Annotated in this window: 26 protein-coding genes; 10 read left to right on the top strand and 16 right to left on the bottom strand. The window is 75.2% G+C overall.

Translation table 11 applies throughout. The annotated features are described in order from the left end of the window. Positions 1–71 precede the first annotated feature (71 nt). From ACQP2H_RS17475 to ACQP2H_RS17445, 7 genes are all read right to left on the bottom strand, one after another. The gene (locus ACQP2H_RS17475) at positions 72–809 is read right to left on the bottom strand and encodes a RibD family protein (protein ID WP_219462611.1); all 738 of its coding nucleotides are present in this window, start codon (positions 807–809) and stop codon (positions 72–74) included. Further along, a complete protein-coding gene (locus ACQP2H_RS17470) occupies positions 809–1465 on the bottom strand; it encodes a GTP cyclohydrolase II (protein WP_219462608.1) in 657 nt (218 codons plus the stop codon). The genes ACQP2H_RS17475 and ACQP2H_RS17470 overlap by 1 nt, the downstream gene beginning before the upstream one ends. Before the next feature lie 12 nt (positions 1466–1477). After that, positions 1478–2449, bottom strand: a complete 972-nt coding sequence (locus ACQP2H_RS17465) for a lysylphosphatidylglycerol synthase domain-containing protein (protein WP_374197565.1) — start codon at positions 2447–2449, stop codon at positions 1478–1480. Between the two features lie 135 nt (positions 2450–2584). Further along, complete coding sequence (locus ACQP2H_RS17460; RefSeq protein ID WP_363821503.1) at positions 2585–3562, bottom strand: class I SAM-dependent methyltransferase; 978 nt, start codon at positions 3560–3562, stop codon at positions 2585–2587. Beyond that, complete coding sequence (locus ACQP2H_RS17455; RefSeq protein ID WP_219462605.1) at positions 3559–4593, bottom strand: glycosyltransferase family 4 protein; 1035 nt, start codon at positions 4591–4593, stop codon at positions 3559–3561. Before ACQP2H_RS17455 ends, ACQP2H_RS17460 begins: the two co-directional genes overlap by 4 nt. Positions 4594–4596: 3 nt before the next feature. Beyond that, positions 4597–4995, bottom strand: coding sequence for a 6-pyruvoyl trahydropterin synthase family protein (locus ACQP2H_RS17450; RefSeq protein WP_219462602.1), 399 nt, complete (start codon positions 4993–4995; stop codon positions 4597–4599). After that, positions 4983–5978 (bottom strand): zinc-dependent alcohol dehydrogenase, encoded by a 996-nt coding sequence (locus ACQP2H_RS17445; protein ID WP_433228080.1) that lies wholly within the window; start codon positions 5976–5978, stop codon positions 4983–4985. The genes ACQP2H_RS17450 and ACQP2H_RS17445 overlap by 13 nt, the downstream gene beginning before the upstream one ends. Before the next feature lie 95 nt (positions 5979–6073). Here ACQP2H_RS17445 and ACQP2H_RS17440 point away from each other — a divergent pair, with 95 nt between their 5' ends. Continuing rightward, the gene (locus ACQP2H_RS17440; protein ID WP_433228078.1) at positions 6074–6934 is read left to right on the top strand and encodes a CDP-alcohol phosphatidyltransferase family protein; all 861 of its coding nucleotides are present in this window, start codon (positions 6074–6076) and stop codon (positions 6932–6934) included. 62 nt (positions 6935–6996) lie between these two features. Further along, positions 6997–8790, top strand: a complete 1794-nt coding sequence (locus ACQP2H_RS17435) for a sulfatase-like hydrolase/transferase (RefSeq protein WP_433228076.1) — start codon at positions 6997–6999, stop codon at positions 8788–8790. A gap of 209 nt (positions 8791–8999) precedes the next feature. Here the strand turns inward: ACQP2H_RS17435 and ACQP2H_RS17430 are convergent, their stop codons facing one another. From ACQP2H_RS17430 to ACQP2H_RS17415, 4 genes are all read right to left on the bottom strand, one after another. Next, the gene (locus ACQP2H_RS17430; RefSeq protein ID WP_433228074.1) at positions 9000–9287 is read right to left on the bottom strand and encodes a BON domain-containing protein; all 288 of its coding nucleotides are present in this window, start codon (positions 9285–9287) and stop codon (positions 9000–9002) included. Further along, positions 9281–9889: an STAS domain-containing protein gene (locus tag ACQP2H_RS17425; RefSeq protein WP_433228073.1), complete on the bottom strand. Its 609-nt coding sequence runs from the start codon at positions 9887–9889 to the stop codon at positions 9281–9283. Before ACQP2H_RS17425 ends, ACQP2H_RS17430 begins: the two co-directional genes overlap by 7 nt. A gap of 124 nt (positions 9890–10013) precedes the next feature. Beyond that, positions 10014–10283, bottom strand: a complete 270-nt coding sequence (locus tag ACQP2H_RS17420; RefSeq protein WP_433228071.1) for a GlsB/YeaQ/YmgE family stress response membrane protein — start codon at positions 10281–10283, stop codon at positions 10014–10016. After that, positions 10280–10678 carry an STAS domain-containing protein gene (locus ACQP2H_RS17415; RefSeq protein WP_357534427.1) on the bottom strand — a complete coding sequence of 133 codons (399 nt, stop codon included), beginning with the start codon at positions 10676–10678 and terminating at the stop codon, positions 10280–10282. Before ACQP2H_RS17415 ends, ACQP2H_RS17420 begins: the two co-directional genes overlap by 4 nt. A gap of 148 nt (positions 10679–10826) precedes the next feature. Between ACQP2H_RS17415 and ACQP2H_RS17410 the strand changes: the two genes are divergently transcribed. The 3 genes from ACQP2H_RS17410 to ACQP2H_RS17400 are packed head-to-tail and all read left to right on the top strand — an operon-like array spanning position 10827 to position 13458. Next, positions 10827–11510: a response regulator transcription factor gene (locus ACQP2H_RS17410; protein ID WP_208566598.1), complete on the top strand. Its 684-nt coding sequence runs from the start codon at positions 10827–10829 to the stop codon at positions 11508–11510. After that, positions 11507–12862, top strand: coding sequence for a sensor histidine kinase (locus tag ACQP2H_RS17405; RefSeq protein WP_433228069.1), 1356 nt, complete (start codon positions 11507–11509; stop codon positions 12860–12862). Before ACQP2H_RS17410 ends, ACQP2H_RS17405 begins: the two co-directional genes overlap by 4 nt. Positions 12863–12897: 35 nt before the next feature. After that, positions 12898–13458, top strand: coding sequence for a GerMN domain-containing protein (locus tag ACQP2H_RS17400; RefSeq protein ID WP_433233576.1), 561 nt, complete (start codon positions 12898–12900; stop codon positions 13456–13458). Here the strand turns inward: ACQP2H_RS17400 and ACQP2H_RS17395 are convergent. From ACQP2H_RS17395 to ACQP2H_RS17385, 3 genes are read right to left on the bottom strand one after another with little or no spacing between them, the layout of a single operon-like run. Further along, on the bottom strand, positions 13431–14219 hold the full coding sequence (locus ACQP2H_RS17395; RefSeq protein WP_219470065.1) for an ABC transporter ATP-binding protein: 789 nt from the start codon (positions 14217–14219) through the stop codon (positions 13431–13433). The two genes, ACQP2H_RS17400 and ACQP2H_RS17395, sit on opposite strands and share 28 nt — an antisense overlap. A 43-nt stretch (positions 14220–14262) precedes the next feature. Beyond that, the gene (locus tag ACQP2H_RS17390) at positions 14263–15327 is read right to left on the bottom strand and encodes a FecCD family ABC transporter permease (RefSeq protein ID WP_433228067.1); all 1065 of its coding nucleotides are present in this window, start codon (positions 15325–15327) and stop codon (positions 14263–14265) included. Further along, a complete protein-coding gene (locus ACQP2H_RS17385) occupies positions 15324–16397 on the bottom strand; it encodes a FecCD family ABC transporter permease (RefSeq protein WP_374197563.1) in 1074 nt (357 codons plus the stop codon). The genes ACQP2H_RS17390 and ACQP2H_RS17385 overlap by 4 nt, the downstream gene beginning before the upstream one ends. Positions 16398–16469: 72 nt before the next feature. Between ACQP2H_RS17385 and ACQP2H_RS17380 the strand changes: the two genes are divergently transcribed. Further along, positions 16470–17504, top strand: a complete 1035-nt coding sequence (locus ACQP2H_RS17380) for an ABC transporter substrate-binding protein (protein WP_357534433.1) — start codon at positions 16470–16472, stop codon at positions 17502–17504. Positions 17505–17730: 226 nt separating this feature from the next. Here ACQP2H_RS17380 and ACQP2H_RS17375 read toward each other — a convergent pair whose 3' ends face one another. After that, positions 17731–18030, bottom strand: coding sequence for a hypothetical protein (locus ACQP2H_RS17375; protein WP_219462590.1), 300 nt, complete (start codon positions 18028–18030; stop codon positions 17731–17733). Positions 18031–18154: 124 nt separating this feature from the next. On the opposite strand from ACQP2H_RS17375, the gene ACQP2H_RS17370 reads away from it, so the two are divergent. The 4 genes from ACQP2H_RS17370 to ACQP2H_RS17355 all read left to right on the top strand — a co-directional run bounded on the left by ACQP2H_RS17370 (position 18155) and on the right by ACQP2H_RS17355 (position 22095). Beyond that, on the top strand, positions 18155–18706 hold the full coding sequence (locus tag ACQP2H_RS17370; protein WP_219462588.1) for a PadR family transcriptional regulator: 552 nt from the start codon (positions 18155–18157) through the stop codon (positions 18704–18706). A gap of 52 nt (positions 18707–18758) precedes the next feature. After that, positions 18759–20483, top strand: a complete 1725-nt coding sequence (locus ACQP2H_RS17365; protein ID WP_363821490.1) for an acyl-CoA dehydrogenase — start codon at positions 18759–18761, stop codon at positions 20481–20483. Positions 20484–20625: 142 nt separating this feature from the next. Continuing rightward, positions 20626–21054, top strand: coding sequence for a YkvA family protein (locus tag ACQP2H_RS17360; protein ID WP_363821488.1), 429 nt, complete (start codon positions 20626–20628; stop codon positions 21052–21054). 201 nt (positions 21055–21255) lie between these two features. Beyond that, positions 21256–22095, top strand: coding sequence for an ATP-grasp domain-containing protein (locus tag ACQP2H_RS17355; protein WP_219462583.1), 840 nt, complete (start codon positions 21256–21258; stop codon positions 22093–22095). On the opposite strand, the gene ACQP2H_RS17350 is transcribed toward ACQP2H_RS17355, so the two are convergent. Further along, positions 22088–22708 (bottom strand): lysoplasmalogenase, encoded by a 621-nt coding sequence (locus tag ACQP2H_RS17350; RefSeq protein ID WP_219462582.1) that lies wholly within the window; start codon positions 22706–22708, stop codon positions 22088–22090. The genes ACQP2H_RS17355 and ACQP2H_RS17350 overlap by 8 nt on opposite strands. Positions 22709–22731 lie beyond the last annotated feature (23 nt).

Here is a 22731-nt window from a genome sequence, read left to right as displayed (position 1 = left end):
CGCTACCACGCAGCGTAGTGAACCGGACGGTCCCCTCGTCCGCATGGTACGGACCGGACCCGTCCGCCGGTTCACCCGTCGGCGCAGCGCTCCGAGAGGGCGTAGCGGACCAGCACCACGTCGCCGATCTGGCGTACCTCGGCGACCCGGGCCCGGCGACCCGGGTGCCACGGGAACGCACCGTCGCCGACGAACCGGGGGGCCCGTCGGTCGCCGACGAAGAACGGGGCGACCACCAGGTGCAGCTCGTCGGCGAGCCCGGCGGTGAGGAACTGGGCGTGCACCGTCGCGCCGCCCTCCACCATCAGCCGCTGCACCCCCCGGCCGGCCAGGTCCGCCAGGGCCCGGGCCGGGTCCAGCGGGTCACCCGCGTCGACCACGGTGGCCGCCCCGGCGAGCAGCTCGGTGGTCTTGTCCACCGCCGGCCCCGCGCAGTAGACGATCTTCTCGGCGTCACCGACGGTGAAGAACCGGGCCGCCGGGTCCAGCAACCCCCGGGCGGTCATGGTCACCTTCACCGGTGACGGCGACAGGCCGGCGGCCTGCCGGGCGGCCCGCAGCCGCGCCGAGCGGACCACCAGCCGGGGGTCGTCCGCCCGGATCGTGCCCGCGCCGACCAGGATGGCGTCGCAACCGGCCCGGACGGCGTCGATGCGGTCCATGTCCTCCGCGTTGGACAGCAGCAGCCGCTGCTCGGTGGCGTCGTCGATGTAACCGTCGATCGACGTGGCGCAGCTGAGCAGCACGTACGGCCGCCCGGTCGACGCCGGCACGGCGGTGGTCGCCGTCCCCGCCGGTACGACACCCATCAGTTCAACGACGGCAGGTCGACGGCCCGGGCCGCGGCCCGGCTCGCCTTGGCCGCCAGGTAGTCGGCGTTGGCGGGGGACAGGAACACCCCGGTCGGCACCACATCGGCCACCGCCACGCCCAGCCGGGCCAGCTGTTCGGCCTTGTCCGGGTTGCTGCTCAGCAGCACCAGCTCCGGCACACCGAGCACCGCCAGCATCTGCGCGGCGGCCCGGTAGTCCCGTTCGTCCTCGTCGTGCCCGAGCGCCACGTTCGCCTCGTAGGTGTCCAACCCGGCGTCCTGCAGGGCGTACGCGTCCAGCTTCGGGTAGAGGCCGATGCCGCGTCCCTCCTGACGCAGGTAGAGCAGGAAACCGCCCGCCTCGGTGATCCGCTGCACCGCCTCGCGCAGCTGCGGACCGCAGTCGCAGCGCTGGCTGCCGAAGACGTCCCCGGTCAGGCACTCACTGTGCGGGCGGACCAGCGGCGCCGCCCCGCCCGCCGCGTGCCTGCGCAGCGCGCCCGACCAGTCGCCCAGCCCGAACGCCAGGTGCTCCCGGCCGTCCACCAGCCCGTCGAACGAGAAGACCCGGGCCGTGGTGGCGAACCCGTCGGAGAACCGCAGGGGGACCGTGACCTGTGTCCGGACCGTCGCGGCCGGCAGTGCGTCGTACATGTGTCTCCTCTGTCAGGCGCTGCCGGCCAGCCCGGCAGCGGGTACCGGTGAGGAACCACCCTGAGTTCCCACCGTACGGTCACCCCGTCGTTCCCGCAGCGCGGACGGGCGACCCCGCAGCACCAGCACGGCGGCGCCCGGCAGGGCTGCCACCAGCACCAGCGCCCCGTACACCAGGGCGGTCGCCACCCCCTCGGCGGCACCGAGGCCGGCTGCCCCGAACGCCCAGGCGGCCATGCCCTCGCGCGGCCCGAAGCCCGCCATGTTGGCGGGCAGCCCCATCGCCAGCAGCGCGAGCAGCGTCAGCGGCACCAGCACCGACAGCGGCGCGGTGACCCCGGCCACCCGGCCCGCCAGCACGAACGTCGCCAGGTGGCAGCCGACCACCACGGTCGAGGCCAGCAGCACCCCCGGCCCGGTGCGCCGACCCAGCAGCCCGGCCCGCACGTCGGCGACGACGGCGCGCACCGCGCGGGCCCGCCGTGACGGCCCCGACCGGGGCAGCGCCCGGACCAGCACCACCAGCACCAGGCCCACCGCGACCGCCACCCCCGTCACCATCGGCAGGTACGGCCGCACCGGCGACGGCAGGGCCAGCAGCAGCACCACCGCGAGCACCACCTGGACCACCTGCCCGGCGGTCCGCTCCCAGACCACCGCCCGCACGGCCCGACCCAGGTCACCGGCCTCCCGGCCGTGGCGGACCGCCCGGTGCACGTCGCCGAGCACCCCGCCGGGCAGTGTCGCGTTGAGGAAGACCGCCCGGTAGCAGTCGGCCACCGCCGTGCCCAGCGGCAGCCGGATGCCGAGCGCCTCGGCGACCAGCCGCCACCGCCACGCGCAGCCGACCGTGGCCAGCGCGCCCAACGCCAGCGCGGTCAGCACCGCCGGGGTGTCGATCCGCCGCAGCCCGGCCAGCGCCGGGCCGGTGCCCAACCACCACAGTAGCGCCCCCACCAGGCCCACCCCGGCGAGGTTGCTCAGCCAGGCCCAGGCCGAGGAGCCCCGGGCCGCGGGGGAGGACGGGGTACGGGCGACAGCTGTGCCGGTGGGGTCCGGTGACACGCGGTTCCTCCTCGGGGATCTTGTCCTTTCTCACGTACCGGCCGGCGAACCGGTTCATTCCACCCCGGCGAGCAGGTCGTCGTGGCCGACGGTGACGGTGAGTCGACCGGCCAGCGCCTCGGCCCGTCGCCACCGGACGTAGTCGGCGGTCCGGTCGGCCAGCTCGGGCTGCTGCGCGAGCGCCGCGTCGAGCCAGCCGTCGAACCACTCGACGAGCAGCTTTGCCCGGTCCGGCCCGAGCCGCCACGGGCTCGGCCGCACGGTCACCGGTAGCCCGTGCCGGCCGAACTCCGCGACGGTCGCCGCCGCGGCGTCCGGCCCGAGCAGGTCCCGGCCGTCGACGGTACGCCGCTGGTGGGCGTCGAAGGCGGCGGCGATCTCGGCGTCCAGCGGGTCGGCCGGGTCGAACGCCACCCGACCGACCACGGAGAGCACGAACAGGCTCGGGCAGCCGACGCCCGCGCAGGCGCCCACCACCCGGCCGATCTCGTCGGCGCTGAACATGTCCAGCAGCGCCGACGCGGTGACCAGGTCGGCGTCGGCGAGGTCGGCGGCGGTCAACCGGGTGAGGTCGCCCTGCCGGGTGGTCACCTCGACCGGACTGCCGTCGGCGGCGACCGGCACCGCCGCGCCGGCCCGCTCCAGCAACCCCGGGTCCCGGTCGTGCAGCACCCAGCGCTGCGGGCCGGGCAGCAACGGGGCCAGCCAGCGCAGCATCGAACCGGTCCCGCTGCCCAGGTCGTGCACCACCCACGGGCGGTCCCCGCGCAGCGACGTGACGGAACCGACCCCGGTCACCTGCATCCCGGGTCCCCCCTCACCGGCCGGCGACAGGTCCGCCGCACCGCCGGTTGCCGCACCCGGGCCACCGGTGGCGGTCGTCGGCATGCCGGAACCACCGGCACCCGCCGTGCCGGTGCCGGTGAGCCGGGCGCGGAGCAGGTCGACCAGCTCCCCGCTGCGGGCCTCGGCGTCGGCGGGCTCCCGCAGCCGCAGCCAGTCGGCGAACGGTTCGGTGGCGTACGCGGTCATGTCCTCACTCCGTCCAGCACCTGGGAGATCACGGTCGTGGTGGCCGGCCAGCCGGGTAGGTCGACCCGCCGGTCCCGGGCCGCCCGGCGGAGGCGGTCCCGCAGGTCGGCCGAGTGCAGCCAGCGCCGCAGGGCGCCGGCCAGGGCCACCGGGTCGTCCGGGGGCACCAGCATCCCGGGCGGGGTGCCGTCGCCGGCCCGGCCCAGCGCCTCGGGAACCCCACCGGCGGTGGTGCCCAGCACCGGCAGCCCCCGGGCCAGGGCCTCGACCACCACCATCCCGTACGTCTCGGCCCGCGACGGCAGGACCAGCAGATCCGCCCCCGCGTACGCCGCCGCCAACGCCGGCCCGGTCAGCGGACCGTGCCAGCGCACCCGCCCGGCCAGCCCGCCCCGGTCGACCCGCTGCCGCAGCGCCGCCACGAAGGCCGGATCGCGGTCCAGCGCGCCGACGCAGTCCAGGGTCCATGGCCGGCCGGCTAGCCCGGTCACGGCGTCGACCAGCACGTCGTGCCCCTTGACCGGGGTGACCGCCGCGACGCAGAGCAGCGCCGTGCCGGTGGCCGTGCCGGCGGCGACGTCCGCCGGGTCGACACCGGGAACGGCCACCGTCACCCGGTCCGGGTCGATCCGGTGCCGGGCCAGCAGCAGCTCCCGGGTCCAGCCACTGGTGGTGACGAGCGCGTCGGCGTGCGGCAGCCCGCGCGCCTCGGCGTCGTCACCGAGCGGCATGTGCACCAGCACCACCTGACGCAGCCGGCCGGCCTGCGCCGCCAGCAGCTCCGGCACGGCCGAGGCGACCAACCCGTCGTAGAGCACCGTCGTGCCCTCCGGCAGGGCCGCGAGCACCCCGGCCAGCCGGGCCCGCGCCGCCTCGTCGGGGTGCGGCCACGCCCCGGGCACCCCGTGCTCGCGCACCGTCCACCCGGTCGCCGCGAGCCCGGCGCAGACCCGCCGGTCGTAGGCGTTGCCGCCGCTGGGGGTGGCCGGATCGTCGATGTCGCCGGGCAGGACGACGTGCACCGCCGGCACGGGTTACAGCGACCGCTCGTAGCTGGCCCAGGCGATGTGCGACTCGTGCAGGGTGACGGTGATCCCGGCCAGCTCCCGGGCGCCCTCGCCCAGCCCACCGGCGTGCACCCGGTCGGCGAGCCGGTCGGCGACGGCCCGGCACAGCACCTCGGTGGTGGTGTTCTGCCCGGCGAAGGCCGGCTCCTCGTCCAGGTTGCGGTACGTCAGGTCGGCCAGCACCGCCTTCAGCTCGTCGATCGCCCGGCCGATGTCCACCACGATGCCGTCGGCGTCCAGCTCCGGGCGGCGGAAGGTGGCGTCGACGACGAAGGTCGCCCCGTGCAGCTTCTGGGCCGGCCCGAACACCTCGCCCCGGAAGCTGTGGGCGATCATGATGTGGTCCCGTACGGTCACGCTGAACACGGTGTCTCCTCGTCGTAGCTGATCAGATGGCACAGCGCGGGCAGCTCCCCCGAGGCCAGGCGGCCGAGCACCTCGGGCAGCTCCGCGAAGCGGGACCGCCCGGTCAGCAGCGCGTCGAACACCGGGTCGGCGAGCAGCTCCAGGGCGAGCGCCAGCCGGTCGGCGAAACCGCGCCGGGACGCCCGCGCCGGGGAGACCGTGCCGACCTGACTGCTGCGGACGGTCAACCGCCCGGCGTGGAACGCCCCACCCAGCGACAGCTCGACCGGCCGGTCGCCGTACCAGCTCAGCTCGACCACGGTGCCCTCCGGGGCGAGCAGGTCCAGGCTGCGCTGCAACCCGGCGGCGGTGGCGCTGGCGTGCACCACCAGGTCCCGCCCACCGGTCGCCGCCGCCGGCAGCGCGAAGTCGACGCCCAGCGCCGAGGCGACCGCCGCCCGCGCCGGATCGGCGTCGACCAGCTCCACCCGCACCCCGGGGAAACGGGCCAGCAGGGCCGCCACACTGCACCCCACCATCCCGCCGCCGACCACGCTGACCCGGTCGCCGACCAGCGGCGCGGCGTCCCACAGGGCGTTGACCGCCGTCTCCACCGTGCCGGCCAGCACCGCGCGGGCCGCCGGCACGTCGTCCGGCACCGGGGTCACCGCCGACGCCGGCACCACGTACGCGCTCTGGTGCGGGTGCAGGCAGAACACCGTCCGCCCGCGCAGCGCCGCCGGGCCGATCTCGACCACGCCGACGCTGAGGTAGCCATACTTGACCGGGGCGGGGAAGTCCCCCTCCTGGAACGGGGCACGCATCGCCGTGTACTGGCTCTCCGGCACGCCGCCGGTGAAGACCAGCGTCTCGGTGCCGCGGCTCACCCCGGAGTAGCGGCTGCGGACCAGCACGTCGTCGGGGCCGGGCGTGGGCAGGGTCACCGGCCGCAGCTCACCGACGCCGGGGGAGCGGAGCCAGAAGGCCCGGGCATCGCGGATCACGCGGGTTTTCTCCTCTTCTGCCGGCGGAACCGAACGAAACGGCCGCGTCCTGCGTACCCACTGCCGAGGTCGTCGATCATAAACACGGAGGCAGGGTGTCCAGGGTTCGAACCGGTCCGGTGCTCGGCCTGACCGTACAGACCGTCCTGCTGGCAGGGCTGGCCGCGACCGTCGGGCTCGACGTCGCCGGTTGGCTGGCCGGCCTCGGGTACGGCGTGGTCACCTGCGTCGCGTTGCAGCGCGGTCTGCGCCGCCGGGGGGTCGACCGGCTCGGGCCGGCCGACCGGGTGACGCTGACCCGGGGGGTGCTGGTCGGCGGGGTGACCGCCCTGGTCGTCACCGGTTTTTCCGATCCGGCCCCGCTGGCGGTGCTGGTGCCGATGACCGCGGTGGCGTTGGCGCTGGACGCGGTGGACGGCTGGGTGGCCCGGCGCACCGGCACGGTCAGCGCCCTCGGCGCACGTTTCGACATGGAGGTCGACGCGTTCCTCATCCTGGTGCTCAGCGTCCAGGTGGCGCCGGCGGTGGGGCCGTGGGTGCTTACCATCGGCGGCCTGCGGTACGCCTTCGTCGCCGCCGGCTGGTTGCTGCCCTGGATGCGTGGGGCGCTGCCGCCGCGCTTCTGGCGCAAGGTGGTCGCCGCCGCGCAGGGCGTGCTGCTGCTCGTGGTCGCCGCGGACGTGCTGGCCCGACCGTTGACCGCCGTGCTGGCGGCGGTGGCGCTGGCGTTGCTGGTCGAGTCGTTCGGTCACGACGTGGGCTGGCTCTGGTGGCACCGGTCGATCCGGCCCGTCAGGCCCGTCCTGCCAGTCAGGCCCGTCGCGCCGACCGCCGGCACGTCGATCTCCGTCCCGCGGGTGTCGCCGGTCGGGATGCTGCCGTCCGTACCATCGGTGCGGCCCCGGGTGGAAGCCGTCGCCGACCGGCCGCCGTTCGTCGCCCACCAGCCGGTCTGATCCGGACCGTCGATCCGGCCCGGCCCTGCCGCCGGGCTCCCTGCCAGGAAGGACCTTCCGGAGTGTCGTTGTTGTCACGCCTGCGTCGCCCGAGCACGGCAACCGGGCGGGCCCCCGCCCGGGCCGACCGGTCCACCCCGACCGGCGGGCCCGCCGGCGACGCGCCGACCCCGACCCCGCCGGAGGCGGACCCGACGACGCCGCAGGCCCCGGCGGCGGCCGGGCGGGCCCGGTGGCGGACCGTCGCGGTCCGGGTGACCACCGTGCTGGCCGGGATGCTGGTCCTGGCGGTGCTGACCGCACCGGACCGGCTCGACCAGGTCACCCCGGTCGCGTTCCTGCGGGTGCCGGTCGAGGGGCTGCTGGCTGCCGCCCTGCTGCTGGCGCTGCCCGGTCGGGCCCGACGGCCGGTCGCCGTGTCGATCGGGGTGGTGCTGGGGCTGGTCGCCATCGTCAAGGTGCTCGACCTGGGCATGTCGGCCAGCCTGGCCCGCCCGTTCGACCTGGTCCTCGACTGGGTGCTGCTCGACGACGGGTACGCCTTCCTCACCGACTCGGTGGGTACCGGCGGCGCGGTCGCCGCCGCCGTCGGGCTGGTCGCCCTGGTGGTCGCGTTGCTGGTGCTCACCAGCTGGTCGGTGCTGCGGTTGACCCGGGTGGCGGCCGGGCACCACCGGGTCGCCACCCGGGTCGTCGCCGGCCTCACCGCGCTGTGGGTGGCCGCCGCGACGCTCGGTGTGCCGGTCGCCGACTCCGGCACGGCGACCCTGGTCGGGCAGCACGTCGGTCAGGTCGGCGCGGGCCTGCGGGACCGGCGTGAGTTCACCGACCAGGTAAACCGGGACGCGTTCCGTGACACGCCCGGCGACCAGCTGCTCACCGCGCTGCGCGGCAAGGACGTGGTGCTGGCGTTCGTCGAGAGCTACGGCCGGGACGCGGTCGAGGACCCCGAGTTCGCCGGGCAGGTCGGTGCGGTGCTCGACGGTGGCACCCGGCGACTGGCCGCCGCCGGGTTCACCGCCCGTAGCGGCTTCCTGACCTCACCCACCGCCGGTGGCGGGAGCTGGCTGGCCCACGACACCCTGCTGTCCGGGCTGTGGATCAACAACCAGCAACGGCACGACAGCCTGCTGGCCAGTGACCGGTTGACCCTCAACGGGGCGTTCCGGCGGGCCGGCTGGCAGACGGTCGGGGTGATGCCGGCGGCCACCTCTCCCTGGCCGGAGGGGGCGTTCTTCGGCTACGACCGCTACCACGACGCGGCGGGGCTGGACTACCGGGGCCCGCAGTTCAGCTACGCGCCGATGCCCGACCAGTACACCCTGTCCGCCTTCCAACGCCGGGAGCGGGCCAACCCCGACCACGCGCCGATCATGGCGCAGATTCCGCTGGTCTCCAGCCACTCCCCGTGGGTGGCGATCCCCCGCATGCTGGACTGGGACCACGTCGGGGACGGTTCGATCTACCGCCGGCCGACGTCGGTGGCGTTCAACCCGAAGAACGTGGTGGGGCGGAGCACCACCGAGGTGCGTACCGGTTACCGCCGGGCGATCGAATATTCGCTGAACAGCCTGATCTCCTACGTCCAGACGTACGGCGACGACGACCTGGTGCTGGTCTTCCTCGGCGACCACCAACCGTCCCCGCTGGTCACCGGCCCGAACGCCAGCCGGGACGTGCCGATCACGGTGGTCACCCGCGACCCGGCGGTGCTGGCCCGGGTGGGTGGCTGGGGCTGGCAGGAGGGGCTGCGTCCCGGCCCGGACGCGCCGGTGTGGCCGATGGACACCTTCCGGGACCGGTTCCTCACCACGTTCGGGCCGCAACCGCCGGCCCACGTCGCCGCGCCACGCTGACCCGGCGGCGGCCGAGCGCGACGCCGGTCGGTGGCCCTGCCCTGCGCCGGTCGGCGGCCCTGCGCTGCGCCGGCGGGTGGCCCTGCGCTGCGCCGGTCGGTGGCCCTGCCCTGCGCCGGTCGGCGGCCCTGCGCTGCGCCGGCGGGTGGCCCTGCGCTGCGCCGCCGGCCCGGCACCCGGCTGATCCCCGGCGGCACCGACGCCGGGGATCAGCGCTTCGCCGACAGCCGCAGCGCGTTGCAGACGTCGGCCACGCCGGGCACCCGCCAGGCGACCTCACCGGCGAGCTGCCGGGCCTCGACGTCGGGCACCACGCCACCGAGGATCACCACCCGGTTCTGCACGGTGACGGTGATCCGTCGGGCCCGCAGACCCACCCCGCCCACGATCCGGTACGCCACCTCGGCGGCCAGCCGGACGTCGTCACCCGGTGGGCCGGGCGGGTCGGGCTCGGGACGCAACCAGCTGTCGTCGGGCAGCGGCCACGGCATCACCACGCCGCGCTCCCCTCCCGGGGCCGGTCGGCCGTGCCGGCCCGGGACCAGTCCACCGCCTCCTGACGGGTGTCGAAGACCGGGAAGACCCGGTCGAGCCGCATGGTGTGCAGAGCGGTGCGGACGAACCGGGACGGTCCGGCGAGGCTGAGCCGCCGGCCGCGTTGCCGGGCGTCCTGCCGGGCCCGGACCAGCACCCCGAGGGCGGTGGAGTCGATCAGGTGCACCCGGACCAGGTCGACCACCACGTGCCGGTCGGCGTCGACCGCCTCCGACAACGCGCCGTGCAGGTCGTCGCCGGTGGCGATGTCCAGGTCCCCGGCGGCGGTGACGATCGCCACCTGGTCGGCGTGCTCGACGCCGAGCACCCCGGGGGGGTCGGTGCGGCGGGGCGCGCGGGCCGGCACCGGGGCCGGTTCGGGGACCAGCTCGCAGCGGGGGCAGCGGTGCGGGCCGGTGGCGAACGGCGAACCGGTCCAGCCCTGCTCGGCGACGAACGTCCAGACCACCTCGGCGTCGGGCAGGACACAGGCCGGGCCGGTGGCGACCGTCCCGCAGCTGTCACAGATCAGGGTCATCATCGGGTCGTCCGGTACGACGGTCATCGGATCTCCTCCTTGAGGATGGCCGTGGCGGCCCGGTGGTCGCGGCGGCCCGGTGGTCGTGGCCCGGCGCGCGGTGGTCGACCGGAGACCCCGCATGCGCCGGACCACGACCGGTTCCGGTGGGTCAGGGCTCGGTGCGGCCGCCTGCGGTGCCGACGACCAGCGCCACGGCGACCCCGGCCAGGCCGACCTGCACGATCAGCTGCCGCAGCGTGTAGCCGTCGCCGTCGATGCCGACCAGCCGGCTCAGGATGGTGCCGAGCAGCGCGGCGACCAGGCCGACGGCGAGCGTGAGCCAGACCGGGACCTGCTTGCGGCCGGGGATGACGAGCCGGCCCAGCGTGCCGACCACGAGCCCGACGACGGCGGCGGCGACGATGCCGGGCACGCTCATCGGCTGTGCTCCCGGACCCGCAGCGGCGCGGGTCGCCGGTGGACGGCGGACGGGACCAGCCCGTCGCCCACCGGCAGTGCCCTCGGGGTGGTGACCATGGGCAGCACCCGGGACACCCGGGCGGCACTCAGCACGCGCAACGCCCGGGGACTGGGGTCGCGCAGCGTCAGCACGCCGCCGTGGCGGGTCAGCTCCCGGTGCACGTCGAGCAGCAGCCCGACGGCGGCGGCGTCGAGGTGCCGGCATTCGGAGAGGTCCACCACCACGTGGGCCGGGCGCAACGCGACGAGCCGGTCGAAGACCTCCCGGGACCGGGCCAGCGCGGCCAGGTCCAGGTCGTCGGTGACGCACACCTCCACCAGCGGTACGGTGCACTCCGGGCGGGACGCTCCCACGATCGGCCTCCTTCCGGCTCGCTGTCCGGACCCAGCCTGGTGGGCGAGGTTGGCGGGGGCCGCGCGGACGTATGTCAGTTGCGTGACAAATTCCGCGTACGCCGAAGCCGGTTCGTCATCGTCGGCGCGCACCGGGCACGATTTCCCGATGGCGGGCGTACTGGTGATCGAGGACGACGACCGGATCCGTCTGGCGCTGCTGTTGGCCCTGGAGGACGAGGGCTATCTGGCGCGCGGGGCGGCCACGGCGGAGGAGGGGTTGCGGGCGCAGCGGCAGGAGGCGGCCGACTACGTGCTGGTGGACCTGATGCTGCCCGGCCTCGACGGTTTCGAGTGCATCCGGCAGTTGCGCCGCGACGACGACGTGCCGATCGTGGTGGTCAGCGCCCGCGACGACACCCACGACATCGTCGCCGCGTTGGAGGCGGGCGCGGACGACTACCTGGTCAAGCCGGTCGCCATCAAGGAACTCTCGGCCCGGTTGCGGGCGCTGCGACGCCGGGGGCGTACCGCCGTCGCGCCGTCGGCGGCGGTGCCGGTGCTGGCCTTCGGCCCGTTGGAGATCAGCCCGGAGGCCGGTGAGGTGCGCCGGGCGGGACAGCCGGTGCCGGTGACCCGCACCGAGTTCCGGTTGCTCTGCGAGCTGGCCGAGCACGCCGGCCGGGTGCTGTCCCGCCAGCAGCTGCTCAGCCGGGTGTGGGGCTACGAGACCGGTGACGAGCGACTGGTCGACGTGCACGTGGGGCGGCTGCGGCAGAAGATCGAGGCCGACCCGGCCAACCCCCGGCACCTGGTGACCCTGCGGGGCCTCGGCTACAAGCTGCAACGATGAGGCGGCTCGGCCTGCGGGCCCGGGTCACCGCCGCGTTCGCGATCGGGGCGCTGCTGCTGTCGGCGCTGATGGCGTTGATCTCGTACGAGCTGGTGCGCCGTTCGCTGCTCGACGAGCGGGAGCGCACGGCGCTACGGGCGGCGTACTTCGACGCAGCGGTGGTGCGGGCCGGCCTGGACACCGACACCCCGGACGTCTACGAGGTGCTGCGCACCCTGGACACCGGTGGCACCCGCCGGGCGCTGGTGCACCGTGACGGCCGCTGGTACGCCCGCACCGCCGACGAGGGCCCGTCCGGGGCGGTGCCGGCGGGGCTGATGGCGATGGTCGCCGACGGTGAGCCGGCGGTGCAGCGGATCCGGGTCAACGGGCAGCCGGCGCTGCTGGTGGGGGTGCCGCTGGCCGACTCGACCGGTTACTACGAGATCACCTCGCTGCGGGAGCTGGAGCAGACCTTCCAGGTGCTGGCGCTGGCGCTGACCGTGGTGGCGGTCACCGTGGCCGGCTCCGGTGCGGCACTGGGCTGGTACGCCACCCGGCACGGGCTGCGCCCGTTGACGGCGGTGGCCGACGCGGCGGAGAAGATCGCGGCGGGGGACGTGACCGCCCGGCTCGCCCCGGGCACCGACCCGGACCTGGCCCGGCTCTCCACCTCGTTCAACCGGATGGCCGACGAGGTGGCGGTCCGCATCGAACGGGACCGCCGGTTCGCCGCCGACGTCGCCCACGAGCTGCGCTCACCCCTGCAGACGCTGTCGGCGGCGGCCAGCGTGCTGTCCCGGCGTCGCGACGGGTTGGACGACCGGACGGCCACCGCCGCCGGCCTGGTCAGCGAGGAGATCACCCGGTTCCAACGGCTGGTCAACGACCTGATCGAGTTGGCCCGCAGTGACCGGCCGGTGCAGCGGGAGGAGGTCGACGTGCTGGCGTTGGCCCGGGGGGTGTGCCGGGGGCGGGGGCTGCCCGAGTCACTGGTCCAGCCCGGCCCACCCGCGCCGGGGCGATGGTCGGTGGACCCTCGGCGGGTGGAGCAGGTGCTGGTCAACCTGCTGGACAACGCGGTCCGCTACGGCGGTGGCCCGGTCGCGGTGCGGCTGTGGGTGTCCGACGGGGTCGGGGTGGTGGAGGTCGACGACGAGGGGCCGGGGGTGCCGGTGGCCGACCGGGAAGTGGTCTTCGACCGGTTCGTCCGGGGTCGGGCCGCGCACGACCGGGCCGGCGGGGACGGCACCGGCCTGGGGTTGGCGCTGGTCGCCCAGCACGCCGCCGCGCATGGTGGCCGGGCCGGTGTCGGTGACCGGCCCGGCGGCGGCGCCCGGTTCCAGGTGGAGCTGCCGGGGGCCCGGCCGTGACCCGCCCGCTGCGTTCCCCGGCGGTGACCTGGCGGTTGCCGTGGTCGTGGCGGTGGCTGCTGCCGGCGGTGGCGGCCCTGCTGCTCGCCGGGTGCGGGGTGCCGGCCGACGATCGGCCCCGGGCCGTCGAGCCGCCGTTCGGGCCACCGGCCGCACCGGCGGCGAGCAGTGTGCCGGGTCGGGTGGAACAGGCGTTCTGCCTGGTCCGCGCCGGTCGACTGGTCCGGGTGGTCCGGCAGGTCGACGCGTCCGGCGGGGTGGACGGGCACCTGCGGCGGCTGCTGGCCGGCCCCGACGACGCGGAGCGGGTGGCCGGCTTCGGCACCGCCCTGCCCGGTGCGGTGCACGTGCTGGGCGCCCGGCTGGTCGACGGGCGGGCCCAGGTGGAGGTGGAACCGCTGGGGGAGGAGTCCGGTCGCAGCGACGAGGTGCTGGCCTACGGTCAGATCGTCTGCACCCTGGACAGCCGACCGGACGTCGCCGGGGTGTCGTTCCTGCGGCGGGGCCGGCCGCTGGAGGTGCCCCGGGCCGACGGTTCGCTGTCGTCGGGCCCGTTTACCGCCGCCGACTACCCCGCCGCCACCGGTCCGGACTGACGACCGCGCCGGGCCCGGGGTACGACCAGCGGGGTGCCGGTCTCCGGGTCCTCGACGATCCGGCAGGGCAGCCCGAACACCTCCTCGACGAGCGCGGCGGTGACCACCTCGCGCGGGTCCCCCTGGGCCACCACCCGACCGTCGCGCATGGCGATCAGGTGGGTGGCGTAGCGGGCGGCGTGGTGCAGGTCGTGCAGCACCGCGACCAGGGTGCGGCCCTGCTCCTCGTGCAGTCGGGCGCACAGGTCGAGCACCTCGATCTGGTGCGCGACGTCCAGGTAGGTGGTGGGTTCGTCGAGCAGCAGCAGGGAGGTCTGCTGGGCCAGCGCCATCGCGATCCAGACCCGCTGCCGCTGCCCGCCGGAGAGTTCGTCGACGGGTCGGTCGGCCAGCTCACCGACGCCGGTGGCGGCCATCGACGCGGTCACCACCTGTTCGTCCTGCGTGGACCACTGGCGCAGCAGGCCCTGGTGGGGGTAGCGGCCCCGGGCGACCAGGTCGGCCACGGTGATGCCCTCCGGGGCGACCGACGACTGCGGGAGCAGGCCGAGGGTGCGGGCCACCTCCCGGGAGCGCAGCGAGTGGATGTCGCGGCCGTCGAGCAGCACCGTGCCGGCGGTCGGTCGCAGCGTGCGGGCCAGGGCCCGCAGCAGGGTGGACTTGCCGCAGGCGTTGGGGCCGATCACCACCGTGAACGACCGGTCGGGCACGGCGACCGACAGGTCCCGGGCCACCACCCGCCGCTCGTAGGCCAGGGTCAGCCCGACCCCACCGAGTCGACTGTCCTCGGTCACCGTGTCCTCCTCAGATCCGGGCCGCGCGTCCCTGCGCGGCGAGCAACCACACCAGGTAGGCCCCGCCGACCAGGCCGGTGACCACCCCGACGGGCAGTTGGTGGCCGTCGATCGCCCGCTGCGCGGCCAGGTCGGCGGCGAGCAGCAGCACCGCCCCGGTCGCGGCGGCGGCGGCCAGGTTGGGGCCGGGCGCCCGGGTGAGCCGGCGGGCCAGGTGCGGCGCGACCAGGGCGACGAACGAGACCGGCCCGGCGGCGGCGGCCGCCCCGGCGGCGAGCAGCACCGCCGCCCCGAGCAGCAGTTGCCGCACCAGCGACACCGGCACCCCGAGCGCGGTGGCGGTGTCGTCACCCAGTTCGATCACCGACAGCGCCCGGGCGGTGCCGACCACCACCGGCGTCAGCAGCGCCAGCAGGCCGAGCAGCGGGACGGCCTGCGCCCAGCCCCGCCCGTCGAGGCTGCCGGTGAGCCAGAGCACCGCGCGGGCCGCGTCCATCAGCGGGGCCCGGGTGAGCAGCCAGCCGTTGACGCCGGTGAGGATCGCCGTGGTGCCGATGCCGACCAGCACCAGCCGGTAGCCGTGCAGGCCGTGCCGGCCGGCCACCGCCCACAGCAGCAGGCCGGTGGCGAGGCCGCCGAGCAGCGCCGCGCCGGACAGCAGCAGGGTGCCGCCCCCGGCAACCACCACGATCAGCGCACCGGTGGCCGCGCCCTGGGTGACCCCGAGCACGTCGGGGCTGCCCAGCGGGTTGCGGACCAGCGACTGGAGGACCGCGCCGGACAGCGCCAGGGCGGCGCCGACGGCGAGCGCGGTCACCAGTCGGGGCAACCGCAGCTCACCGACGATGAAGTCCTCGGCGGCGCTACCGCCGCCGGTGAGGGTGCGCAGCACGTCGGTGGGGCTCATCGGGTAGTCACCGCCACCGATGGCGAGCACCCCGAGGACGACGGCCAGGGCGGTGGCCCCCAGTCCGACCACCAGGGACCGGCCGCGCCAGCGCACCGAGCGGGTGCCGATGCGGACCACCCGGGCCGGTGGGCGGGTCGGTGCGGCGGTGGCGCGGGCGCGGCTCATCGGCGGGCCACCAGACGCAGGAACAGCGGCCCGCCGAGCACGGCGGTGACCAGGCCGACCTGGAGTTCACCGGGTCGACCGAGGACCCGGCCGAGCACGTCGGCGCCGAGCAGCAGCACCGGGGCGAGCACCGCCGCGTAGGGCAGCAGCCAGCGCAGGTCGGGGCCGGTCAGGGCGCGGACCAGGTGGGGGACGAGCAGGCCGACGAAGACGATCGGGCCGCAGGCGGCGGTGGCCGCGCCGCAGAGCAGGGTGACCGCGGTGACGGTGCCGGCCCGGACCAGGGCGGGGCGGGCGCCGAGCGCGCGGGCCGCGTCGTCGCCGAGGGCCAGGGCGTTGAGTGGGCGGGCCCCGGCCAGCCCGACCAGCAGGCCGGCCAGGATGAACGGGGCCACCGTGGCGACGGTGGTGAAGTCGGCGTTGACCAGCGAGCCGACGGTCCAGAACCGCAGCCGGTCCAGCGCTGCCGCGTCGAGCAGCATCACCGCGCTGACGTACGAGTAGAGCACCGCGTTGAGGGCGGCCCCGGCCAGCGCCAGCCGCTGCGGGGTGGCCTGCCGGCCGCCGCCGACCGCGTGCACCGCCACGGTGACGACGACCGCGCCGAGCAGGGCGAACCAGATCCAACCCCGCACCGTCGCGACGCCGAGCAGCGCGGTGCTGGTGGCCACGGCGGCCGACGCTCCGGCGTTGATGCCGAGCAGACCGGGGTCGGCGAGGGGGTTGCGGGTGAGGGCCTGCATCAGCGCGCCGGCCACCCCGAGGGCGGCCCCGGCGAGCAGCCCGAGCAGGGTACGGGGCAGCCGCATCTGCTGCACCACCGCATGCTCGGGGGAGGTGGGGGAGGTCAGACCGTGCCACACCTCGACCAGGGTGAGCTGTTTCGCGCCGACGGCGATGCTCAGCACCGCCACCGCGACGAGCAGCAGCAGGCCCGCGCCGAGCCCGGCGGTCCGGACGCCGGTGCGCCGACGGTTCGTCGTCGCTCCCGGCAGGACGGTGGGTGGGGACAGGGTGGCGGACAGTGTCGGCTCCAGGGGGCGAGAGTGGCGCGCGCCGATTGTTGACAGCGATTTAGGTTAGGTTACCCTAACCATGCCGTCGCGGACCGGCGCGGCTCCGGCCTGACCGAAAGACGTCACATGCTGCCTTCCTCGTCCTCACCCCGACTCTCCCGCCGCGGCCTGCTCGCCGCCGGTGGTGGCGTGGCCCTGACCGCCCTCCTCGCCGCCTGCGGCGGGGGCGACGACCCGGCGAAGCCCGCCGCCGGTGGTTCCGCCGGCCCGTGGAGCTTCACCGACGACCGGCAGCGCAAGGTCGACGCGCCCGCCGCGCCGACCCGGGTGGTCGCCTTCACCGGGGTGGCCGCCGCGCTCGTCGACTTCGGACTCGACTCCCAGCTCGTGGGCGTGTTCGGGGAGACCACCCGGACCGACGGTTCCCGCGACCCGCAGGCCGGGGACCTCGACGTCGACCGGGTCACCGTGCTCGGCAACGTCTGGGGTGAGTTCAACGTGGAGAAGTACGCCGCGCTGCGCCCCGAGCTGCTGGTCACCCACATGTACGACCCGGACGCCCTCTGGTACGTCCCGGACGAGAGCCGCGACAAGATCCTCCAGCTCGCGCCGAGCGTGGCGATCACCACCGCCCGGACTCCGATGACCCGCCCGATCGAGCGCTATGCCGAGCTGGCCCGCTCGCTCGGCGCGGACCTGTCGGCCACGAAGGTCACCGAGGCCAAGGCCCGCTTCGAGGCCGCCGCCGAGCAGGTGCGGGCGGCGGTCAAGGCCAACCCGGGCATCCGGGTGATGGCCTCCTCGGGCAGCCCCGACCTGTTCTACGTCTCCAACCCGAAGGTCAGCACGGACCTGATGTACTTCGCCGAGCTGGGCGTGGAGATCGTGGTGCCGACCAAACTTGAGTCCGGCGACTACTTCGAGGCGCTGAGCTGGGAGAACGCCGGCAAGTTCCCGGCCGACCTGATCCTGCTGGACAACCGTTCCACCGCGTTGCAGCCCAAGGACCTCGCGGCCAAGCCGACCTGGGCGCAGCTGCCGGCGGTCCGGGCCAACCAGGTCACCCCGTGGGACGCGGTGCCCCGCTTCTCGTACGCGGGCGCGGCCCCGCTGCTGGAGAGCCTGGCCACCGCGATCCGTTCCGCCAAGCGTCTCGGCTGAGGCTGCCACCGGATCGCCGCAGCCGCCCGGCCGGGTCGGCCCGTCGAGAGCGGGCGGACCGTCGCCCGGCGCGACCGGTGGTGGGCGGGGTGCCCGCGTGCGGACACCCCGCCACCGGGCGTCACCGTGCCGACCGCTGCACCGGTGGTGTGCCGGTGCGGTCGTCTCCGTCCGCCGCTGCGGTGCGCCAGCCGCCGCAGGTGCGGACAGGACGACGGAAGCCGGTTCAGGCCGCTTCGACGGACCGGGTGCGACGCGCGGCCCGACCGGGCTGCTCCCAGCCGGTGCGCTGGTCGTCGGCGCCGCCGGTCGTCGTGTCACCGGCCATGGTCAGCGCCCGCTGCGCGTTGCGCGCGGCGTCGCAGGGCCACTCCTGGTGCTCGCAGAGCAGGTTGTCGCAACGCCCCGCCTGGTCCGGATGGTGTGCGTCGATCACGTCGAGGGCCATCCGCCACAGGAGCGGATCGGTCACCCCGGCGGGCACGGCGGCGCGGGTATGTCGCTGCGGGCGGTCGGTGTCGGGCATGGTCTCCCCCTTTGTCGGTACCGGAGAAGAGTCTCCACCGGGTCGGGTGGCAAAACCAACCGACCTTGGTGGGGATCACCACTCCACCCTTGTTGTGCAACTCGTTGCATAGCAGGATGCCGGGATGGCCCTCGAACACGCGATCCTGGTCTCGCTGCTGGAGCAGCCGGGCTCCGGCTACGAGTTGGCCCACCGGTTCGACCGCTCCATCGGTCGGTTCTGGACCGCCACCCACCAGCAGATCTACCGGGTGCTCGCCCGGATGGGGACCGACGGCTGGATCACCGCCGAACAGGTGGGCCAGCACGGCCGGCCCGACAAGCGGCGCTGGTCGGTCACCGGCACCGGCCACGCCGTGCTCACCGACTGGCTCCGCGAGGAGGTCCAACCGGAGGCGGTGCGCCACGAACTCGCCGTCAAGGTCCGGGGGGCCGCCTTCACCGACCGGGCCGGCCGGGTCGCCCTGCTCGTCGAGGTCGCCCGGTACCGCGCCGACCACGAGGCGGTGCTGGCCCGCTACCTGGCCGGCGAGCGCCGCGACTTCCCCGGGGGCGTCTCCGGCGACGACCGTGCCGCCCTCCAGCACGTCGTGCTGCGCGGCGGCATCGCGTACGAGCGGATGGTGCTGGCCTGGCTCGACGACGTCCTGGCCATCCTGCGCGGCCTGGACCACTGACCACCCGCACGCGCCGACCGCTGACCACCTTCGGAGAAGGGACCACCTCGCGATGACCGACGACAACCTGCTGCTCGACCCGCACCGTTACGACCCCGACCACCTGGACGAGGAGTCCCGCCGGCTGCTGCGGGCCACGGTCGACTTCTTCGAGCGCCGGGGCAAGAAGGCGCTCGTCGACAGCTACAACGACCACACCTGGTACGCCGACTTCCTCGACTTCGTCGCCGCGCAGGGGCTGTTCGCGGCCTTCTGCACCCCGGCCGCCGACGGTGGCGGTGACCCGGCCAAACGCTGGGACACCGCGCGCAACGCCGCGCTCAGCGAGGTGCTCGGCTTCTACGGGCTCGGCTACTGGTACACCTGGCAGGTCACCGTCCTCGGTCTCGGCCCGGTCTGGCAGAGCGACAACGCCGCCGTCCGCGCCCGCGCGGCGGGGCTGCTCGACGACGGGCACGTGATGGCGTTCGGCCTCTCCGAACGGGCCCACGGCGCCGACATCTACTCCACCGACATGCTGCTCACCCCCGACGGCGCGGACGGCTTCCGGGCCACCGGCGGCAAGTACTACATCGGCAACGGCAACGTCGCCGGGCTGGTCTCGGTCTTCGGTCGCCGCGCCGACGTCGAGGGGCCCGACGGCTACGTCTTCTTCGCCGCCGACAGCCGGCACCCGGCGTACCGGCTGGTCCGCAACGTGGTCAACGCGCAGATGTACGTCAGTGAGTTCCGGCTGGAGGACTACCCGGTGCGCGCCGAGGACGTGCTGCACACCGGCCGTGCTGCGTTCGACGCCGCGTTGAACACCGTCAACGTCGGCAAGTTCAACCTCTGCACCGCCAGCATCGGCATCTGCGAACACGCCATGTACGAGGCGGTCACCCACGCCCACCGCCGGGTGCTCTACGGCCGGCGGGTCACCGACTTCCCGCACGTCCGCCGGGAGTTGACCGACGCGTACGCCCGGTTGGTCGCGATGAAGCTGTTCAGCGACCGGGCGGTGGACTACTTCCGCTCGGCCGGCCCCGACGACCGGCGTTACCTGTTGTTCAACCCGATGACCAAGATGAAGGTGACCACCGAGGGCGAGCGGGTGATCGATCTGCTCTGGGACGTCATCGCCGCCAAGGGGTTCGAGGCGGACACCTACTTCGACAAGGCCGCCCGGGACATCCGGGGGCTGCCCAAGCTCGAAGGCACCGTGCACGTCAACCTGGCGCTGATCCTGAAGTTCATGGCGAACTACTTCTTCGCCCCGGCCGAGTTTCCCCCGGTGCCCACCCGGCACGACCCGGCCGACGACGGGTTCCTGTTCCGGCAGGGCCCGGCGCGTGGTCTGGGCGCGATCCGGTTCCACGACTGGCGGGCCGCGTACGCCGCCCGGGCCGAGGTGCCGAACGTGGCCCGGTTCACCGCCCAGGCCGACGGGTTGCGCGAGTTGCTCGCCGCCCACCCGCCAGGCGAGGAGCAGCAGGGTGACCTCGACTTCCTGCTCGCCCTCGGGCAGCTCTTCGCGTTGGTCGTCTACGGTCAGCTCATCCTGGAGCAGGCCGGGGCGACCGGGCTCGACGTCGACCTGCTCGACCAGATCTTCGACGTCCTGGTCCGCGACTTCGCCGGCCACGCCACCGAACTGCACGGCAAGCCGACCACCACCGACGCCCAGGCCACCTGGGCGCTGACCCAGGTCCGTCGCCCGGTCGCCGACGCGGCCCGCGCCGGCCGGGTCTGGTCCCGGGTCCAGGCCCTGGCCGGCCGATACGAGATGACCCCCTGATCCCGCCCGTGGTGTCCCGTGGTGGGATGCCGTGCGGGTGTCGGCCCGTCGGCGGGGAGCGGACCCGGGTGTCGCGCCGCTGGTCCGGGCCGGGGCGGCGGGCCCGTTCCGGGAGGTCGTCCGGCGGGGAGGGAGTCAGCAGATGCTCCGGGACGTCCTGCTCGGTGTCGCCGTCGCGGCGCTGGCCACCTGGGCGGCGTTGCTGGTCGGCCTGCTGATCGTGCGGCCCCGGGGTGCGCTGCTCACGGAGGCGCTGCGGCTGCTGCCGGACCTGCTGCGGCTGCTGCGCCGGCTGGCCGGTGACGCCACCCTGCCGCGCGGGGTACGGGTGCGTCTCGGCCTGCTGATGGCCTACCTGGCGGTCCCGATCGACCTGATCCCGGACTTCGTTCCGGTCATCGGGTACGCCGACGACGCGATCATCGTGGCCGCGGTGCTGCGCGCGGTGGTCCGCCGGGCGGGTGTCGACGCGGTACGCCGGCACTGGCCGGGCACCGAGGACGGCTTCGCCGCGCTGTGCCGGCTGACCGGCATCCGCCCGCCCGACGGCGACCGGCCGGCAGCGGGTTGACGCCGCAGCCGCGCGCCGCACCGGTCGGGGCCCGCGACGGCCCGCGCCCAGGCCGACTCGCCGACCCGGCGGCTCAGCCACCCCGGCCCGGAGAGCCGCACCGCCCGGAGCCGACCTGCCGGCTCAGCCACCCCCGACGCGGGGAGCCGCACCGCCCGGGGCGTGCGGCCCGGGGTGGCGCGGCTGGGGGAGGATGCGGGCATGCTGTTGATCGTCCCCGCCGACCCGCTGCGCCCCCGTCGAGCGGACCCGCACTTCGCGCCGGAGGCACAGGCCGCCCGCGAGGCCGGCCACCGGGTGGCCGTCGTCGACCACGACGCGCTCGCGGCGGGCCGCGACCCGGGGCGGGCGGTCGCCGGGGTCCCCGCCGACGACGACGCGGTCTACCGGGGCTGGATGCTGTCCGCCACCGGGTACGCCGGATTCGCCGAGGCGCTCCGCGCCCGGCAGGTGACCCTACGCACCGACCCCGACCAGTACCGCCGTGCCCACGAGCTGCCCGGGTGGTACGCCACCGCGGCGACGCTCACCCCCGAGTCCCGCTGGACGGTCGGCGTCGACCGGGCCGACTTCGACCGGGCGCGAGCCGGGCTGGGCGCCGGCCCGGCCGTGCTGCGCGACTGGACGAAGTCTGCCAAGCACCACTGGCACGAGGCGTGCTTCGTCCCCGAGCTGGCCGACGCGGAGGCCGCCTGGCGGATCGCGACCCGGCTGCGCGAACTGCGCGACGACGACTTCACCGGTGGTTTCGTGCTGCGCCGGTTCGAGCCGCTGTCCGGTGTCGAGGTGCGCACCTGGTGGGTCGCCGGCCGGTGCGTGCTCACCGGCCCGCACCCGGACACCCCGGGGGAGCTTCCCGACGCCCCGGTGGACACCGGGCCGCTGGCCCCTGTGCTGTCCGCGCTCGGTCTGCCGTTCGTCACCGCCGACCTGGCCCGGCATGCCGACGGTCGGTGGCGGCTGGTGGAGATCGGCGACGGCCAGGTCAGCGACCGCCCGTCCACCATGGCCCCGCAAGCCCTGGTCGCCGCCCTCACCTGACGGCGGTCGGTGCCGGGCGACCCGCCCAGCCGGTGGTGATCAGCAGCAGCGCGGCCAGGTAGGTGGTCATCACCCACAGCCCGTGGCCGGGCAGTCGGACACCCGTCGCCTCGACCCCGATCAGCAGGTCGGACAGGAGGAACAGCGCACCTCCGGCGGCCACCCGCCGGGACACCCCCCAGCCGGCGGCGGCCATCAGGCTCAGCGCCAGGCTGTAGCCGAGCACCGGCAGCCGCAGGTCGCCCAGCCGGCCCCAGAGCAGCGCGTTCCCCGCCGCCCACAGGGTGAGGTATCCGGCGACTGCCCCCGCCGGTGGCCGCCGGTGGCGCAGGAACGCCACCAGGAACGCCGCCTGGGTGCCGAGGAAACACCCCATCCCGATCAGGAACGCGGTGGTGCCGGGGACCAGCAGCGCCACGTCACCCGCCGTCGCGCAGACCAGCCCGGTCGCCACCGGGTCCCACCGCCGCCGTACGGCGAGCAGCCAGCCGAGCAGCAGCGGGGCGAGCAGCGGCTTGGCCGCCCACTGCACCGCTGTCGAGTCGAGCGCGACCCCGGTCAGCTCCACGGCGGTGACCAGCCCGAACGACCCGAGAAGCCACCGTCCCGCCACCCCGGTCGTCCCTGCGGGCTGTG

The organism is Micromonospora sp. CA-248260, assembly GCF_050942205.1.
GTDB classification, from domain to species: domain Bacteria; phylum Actinomycetota; class Actinomycetes; order Mycobacteriales; family Micromonosporaceae; genus Micromonospora; species Micromonospora antibiotica.
Note: the sequence above shows the minus strand (reverse complement) of the source record. Positions and strands in the feature narration are given on the sequence as shown.

What these genes read in the sequence shown, in the direction of transcription:
- ACQP2H_RS17355 (WP_219462583.1), top strand. Translation starts at nt 21,256, where the DNA reads ATGCTGTTGATCGTCCCCGCCGACCCGCTGCGCCCCCGTCGAGCGGAC.
- ACQP2H_RS17470 (WP_219462608.1), bottom strand. Translation starts at nt 1,465, where the DNA reads ATGTACGACGCACTGCCGGCCGCGACGGTCCGGACACAGGTCACGGTC.
- ACQP2H_RS17425 (WP_433228073.1), bottom strand. Translation starts at nt 9,889, where the DNA reads ATGACCGTCGTACCGGACGACCCGATGATGACCCTGATCTGTGACAGC.
- ACQP2H_RS17365 (WP_363821490.1), top strand. Translation starts at nt 18,759, where the DNA reads ATGACCGACGACAACCTGCTGCTCGACCCGCACCGTTACGACCCCGAC.
- ACQP2H_RS17460 (WP_363821503.1), bottom strand. Translation starts at nt 3,562, where the DNA reads ATGACCGCGTACGCCACCGAACCGTTCGCCGACTGGCTGCGGCTGCGG.
- ACQP2H_RS17375 (WP_219462590.1), bottom strand. Translation starts at nt 18,030, where the DNA reads ATGCCCGACACCGACCGCCCGCAGCGACATACCCGCGCCGCCGTGCCC.
- ACQP2H_RS17405 (WP_433228069.1), top strand. Translation starts at nt 11,507, where the DNA reads ATGAGGCGGCTCGGCCTGCGGGCCCGGGTCACCGCCGCGTTCGCGATC.
- ACQP2H_RS17370 (WP_219462588.1), top strand. Translation starts at nt 18,155, where the DNA reads ATGGCCCTCGAACACGCGATCCTGGTCTCGCTGCTGGAGCAGCCGGGC.
- ACQP2H_RS17360 (WP_363821488.1), top strand. Translation starts at nt 20,626, where the DNA reads ATGCTCCGGGACGTCCTGCTCGGTGTCGCCGTCGCGGCGCTGGCCACC.
- ACQP2H_RS17420 (WP_433228071.1), bottom strand. Translation starts at nt 10,283, where the DNA reads ATGAGCGTGCCCGGCATCGTCGCCGCCGCCGTCGTCGGGCTCGTGGTC.
- ACQP2H_RS17475 (WP_219462611.1), bottom strand. Translation starts at nt 809, where the DNA reads ATGGGTGTCGTACCGGCGGGGACGGCGACCACCGCCGTGCCGGCGTCG.
- ACQP2H_RS17410 (WP_208566598.1), top strand. Translation starts at nt 10,827, where the DNA reads ATGGCGGGCGTACTGGTGATCGAGGACGACGACCGGATCCGTCTGGCG.
- ACQP2H_RS17390 (WP_433228067.1), bottom strand. Translation starts at nt 15,327, where the DNA reads ATGAGCCGCGCCCGCGCCACCGCCGCACCGACCCGCCCACCGGCCCGG.
- ACQP2H_RS17380 (WP_357534433.1), top strand. Translation starts at nt 16,470, where the DNA reads ATGCTGCCTTCCTCGTCCTCACCCCGACTCTCCCGCCGCGGCCTGCTC.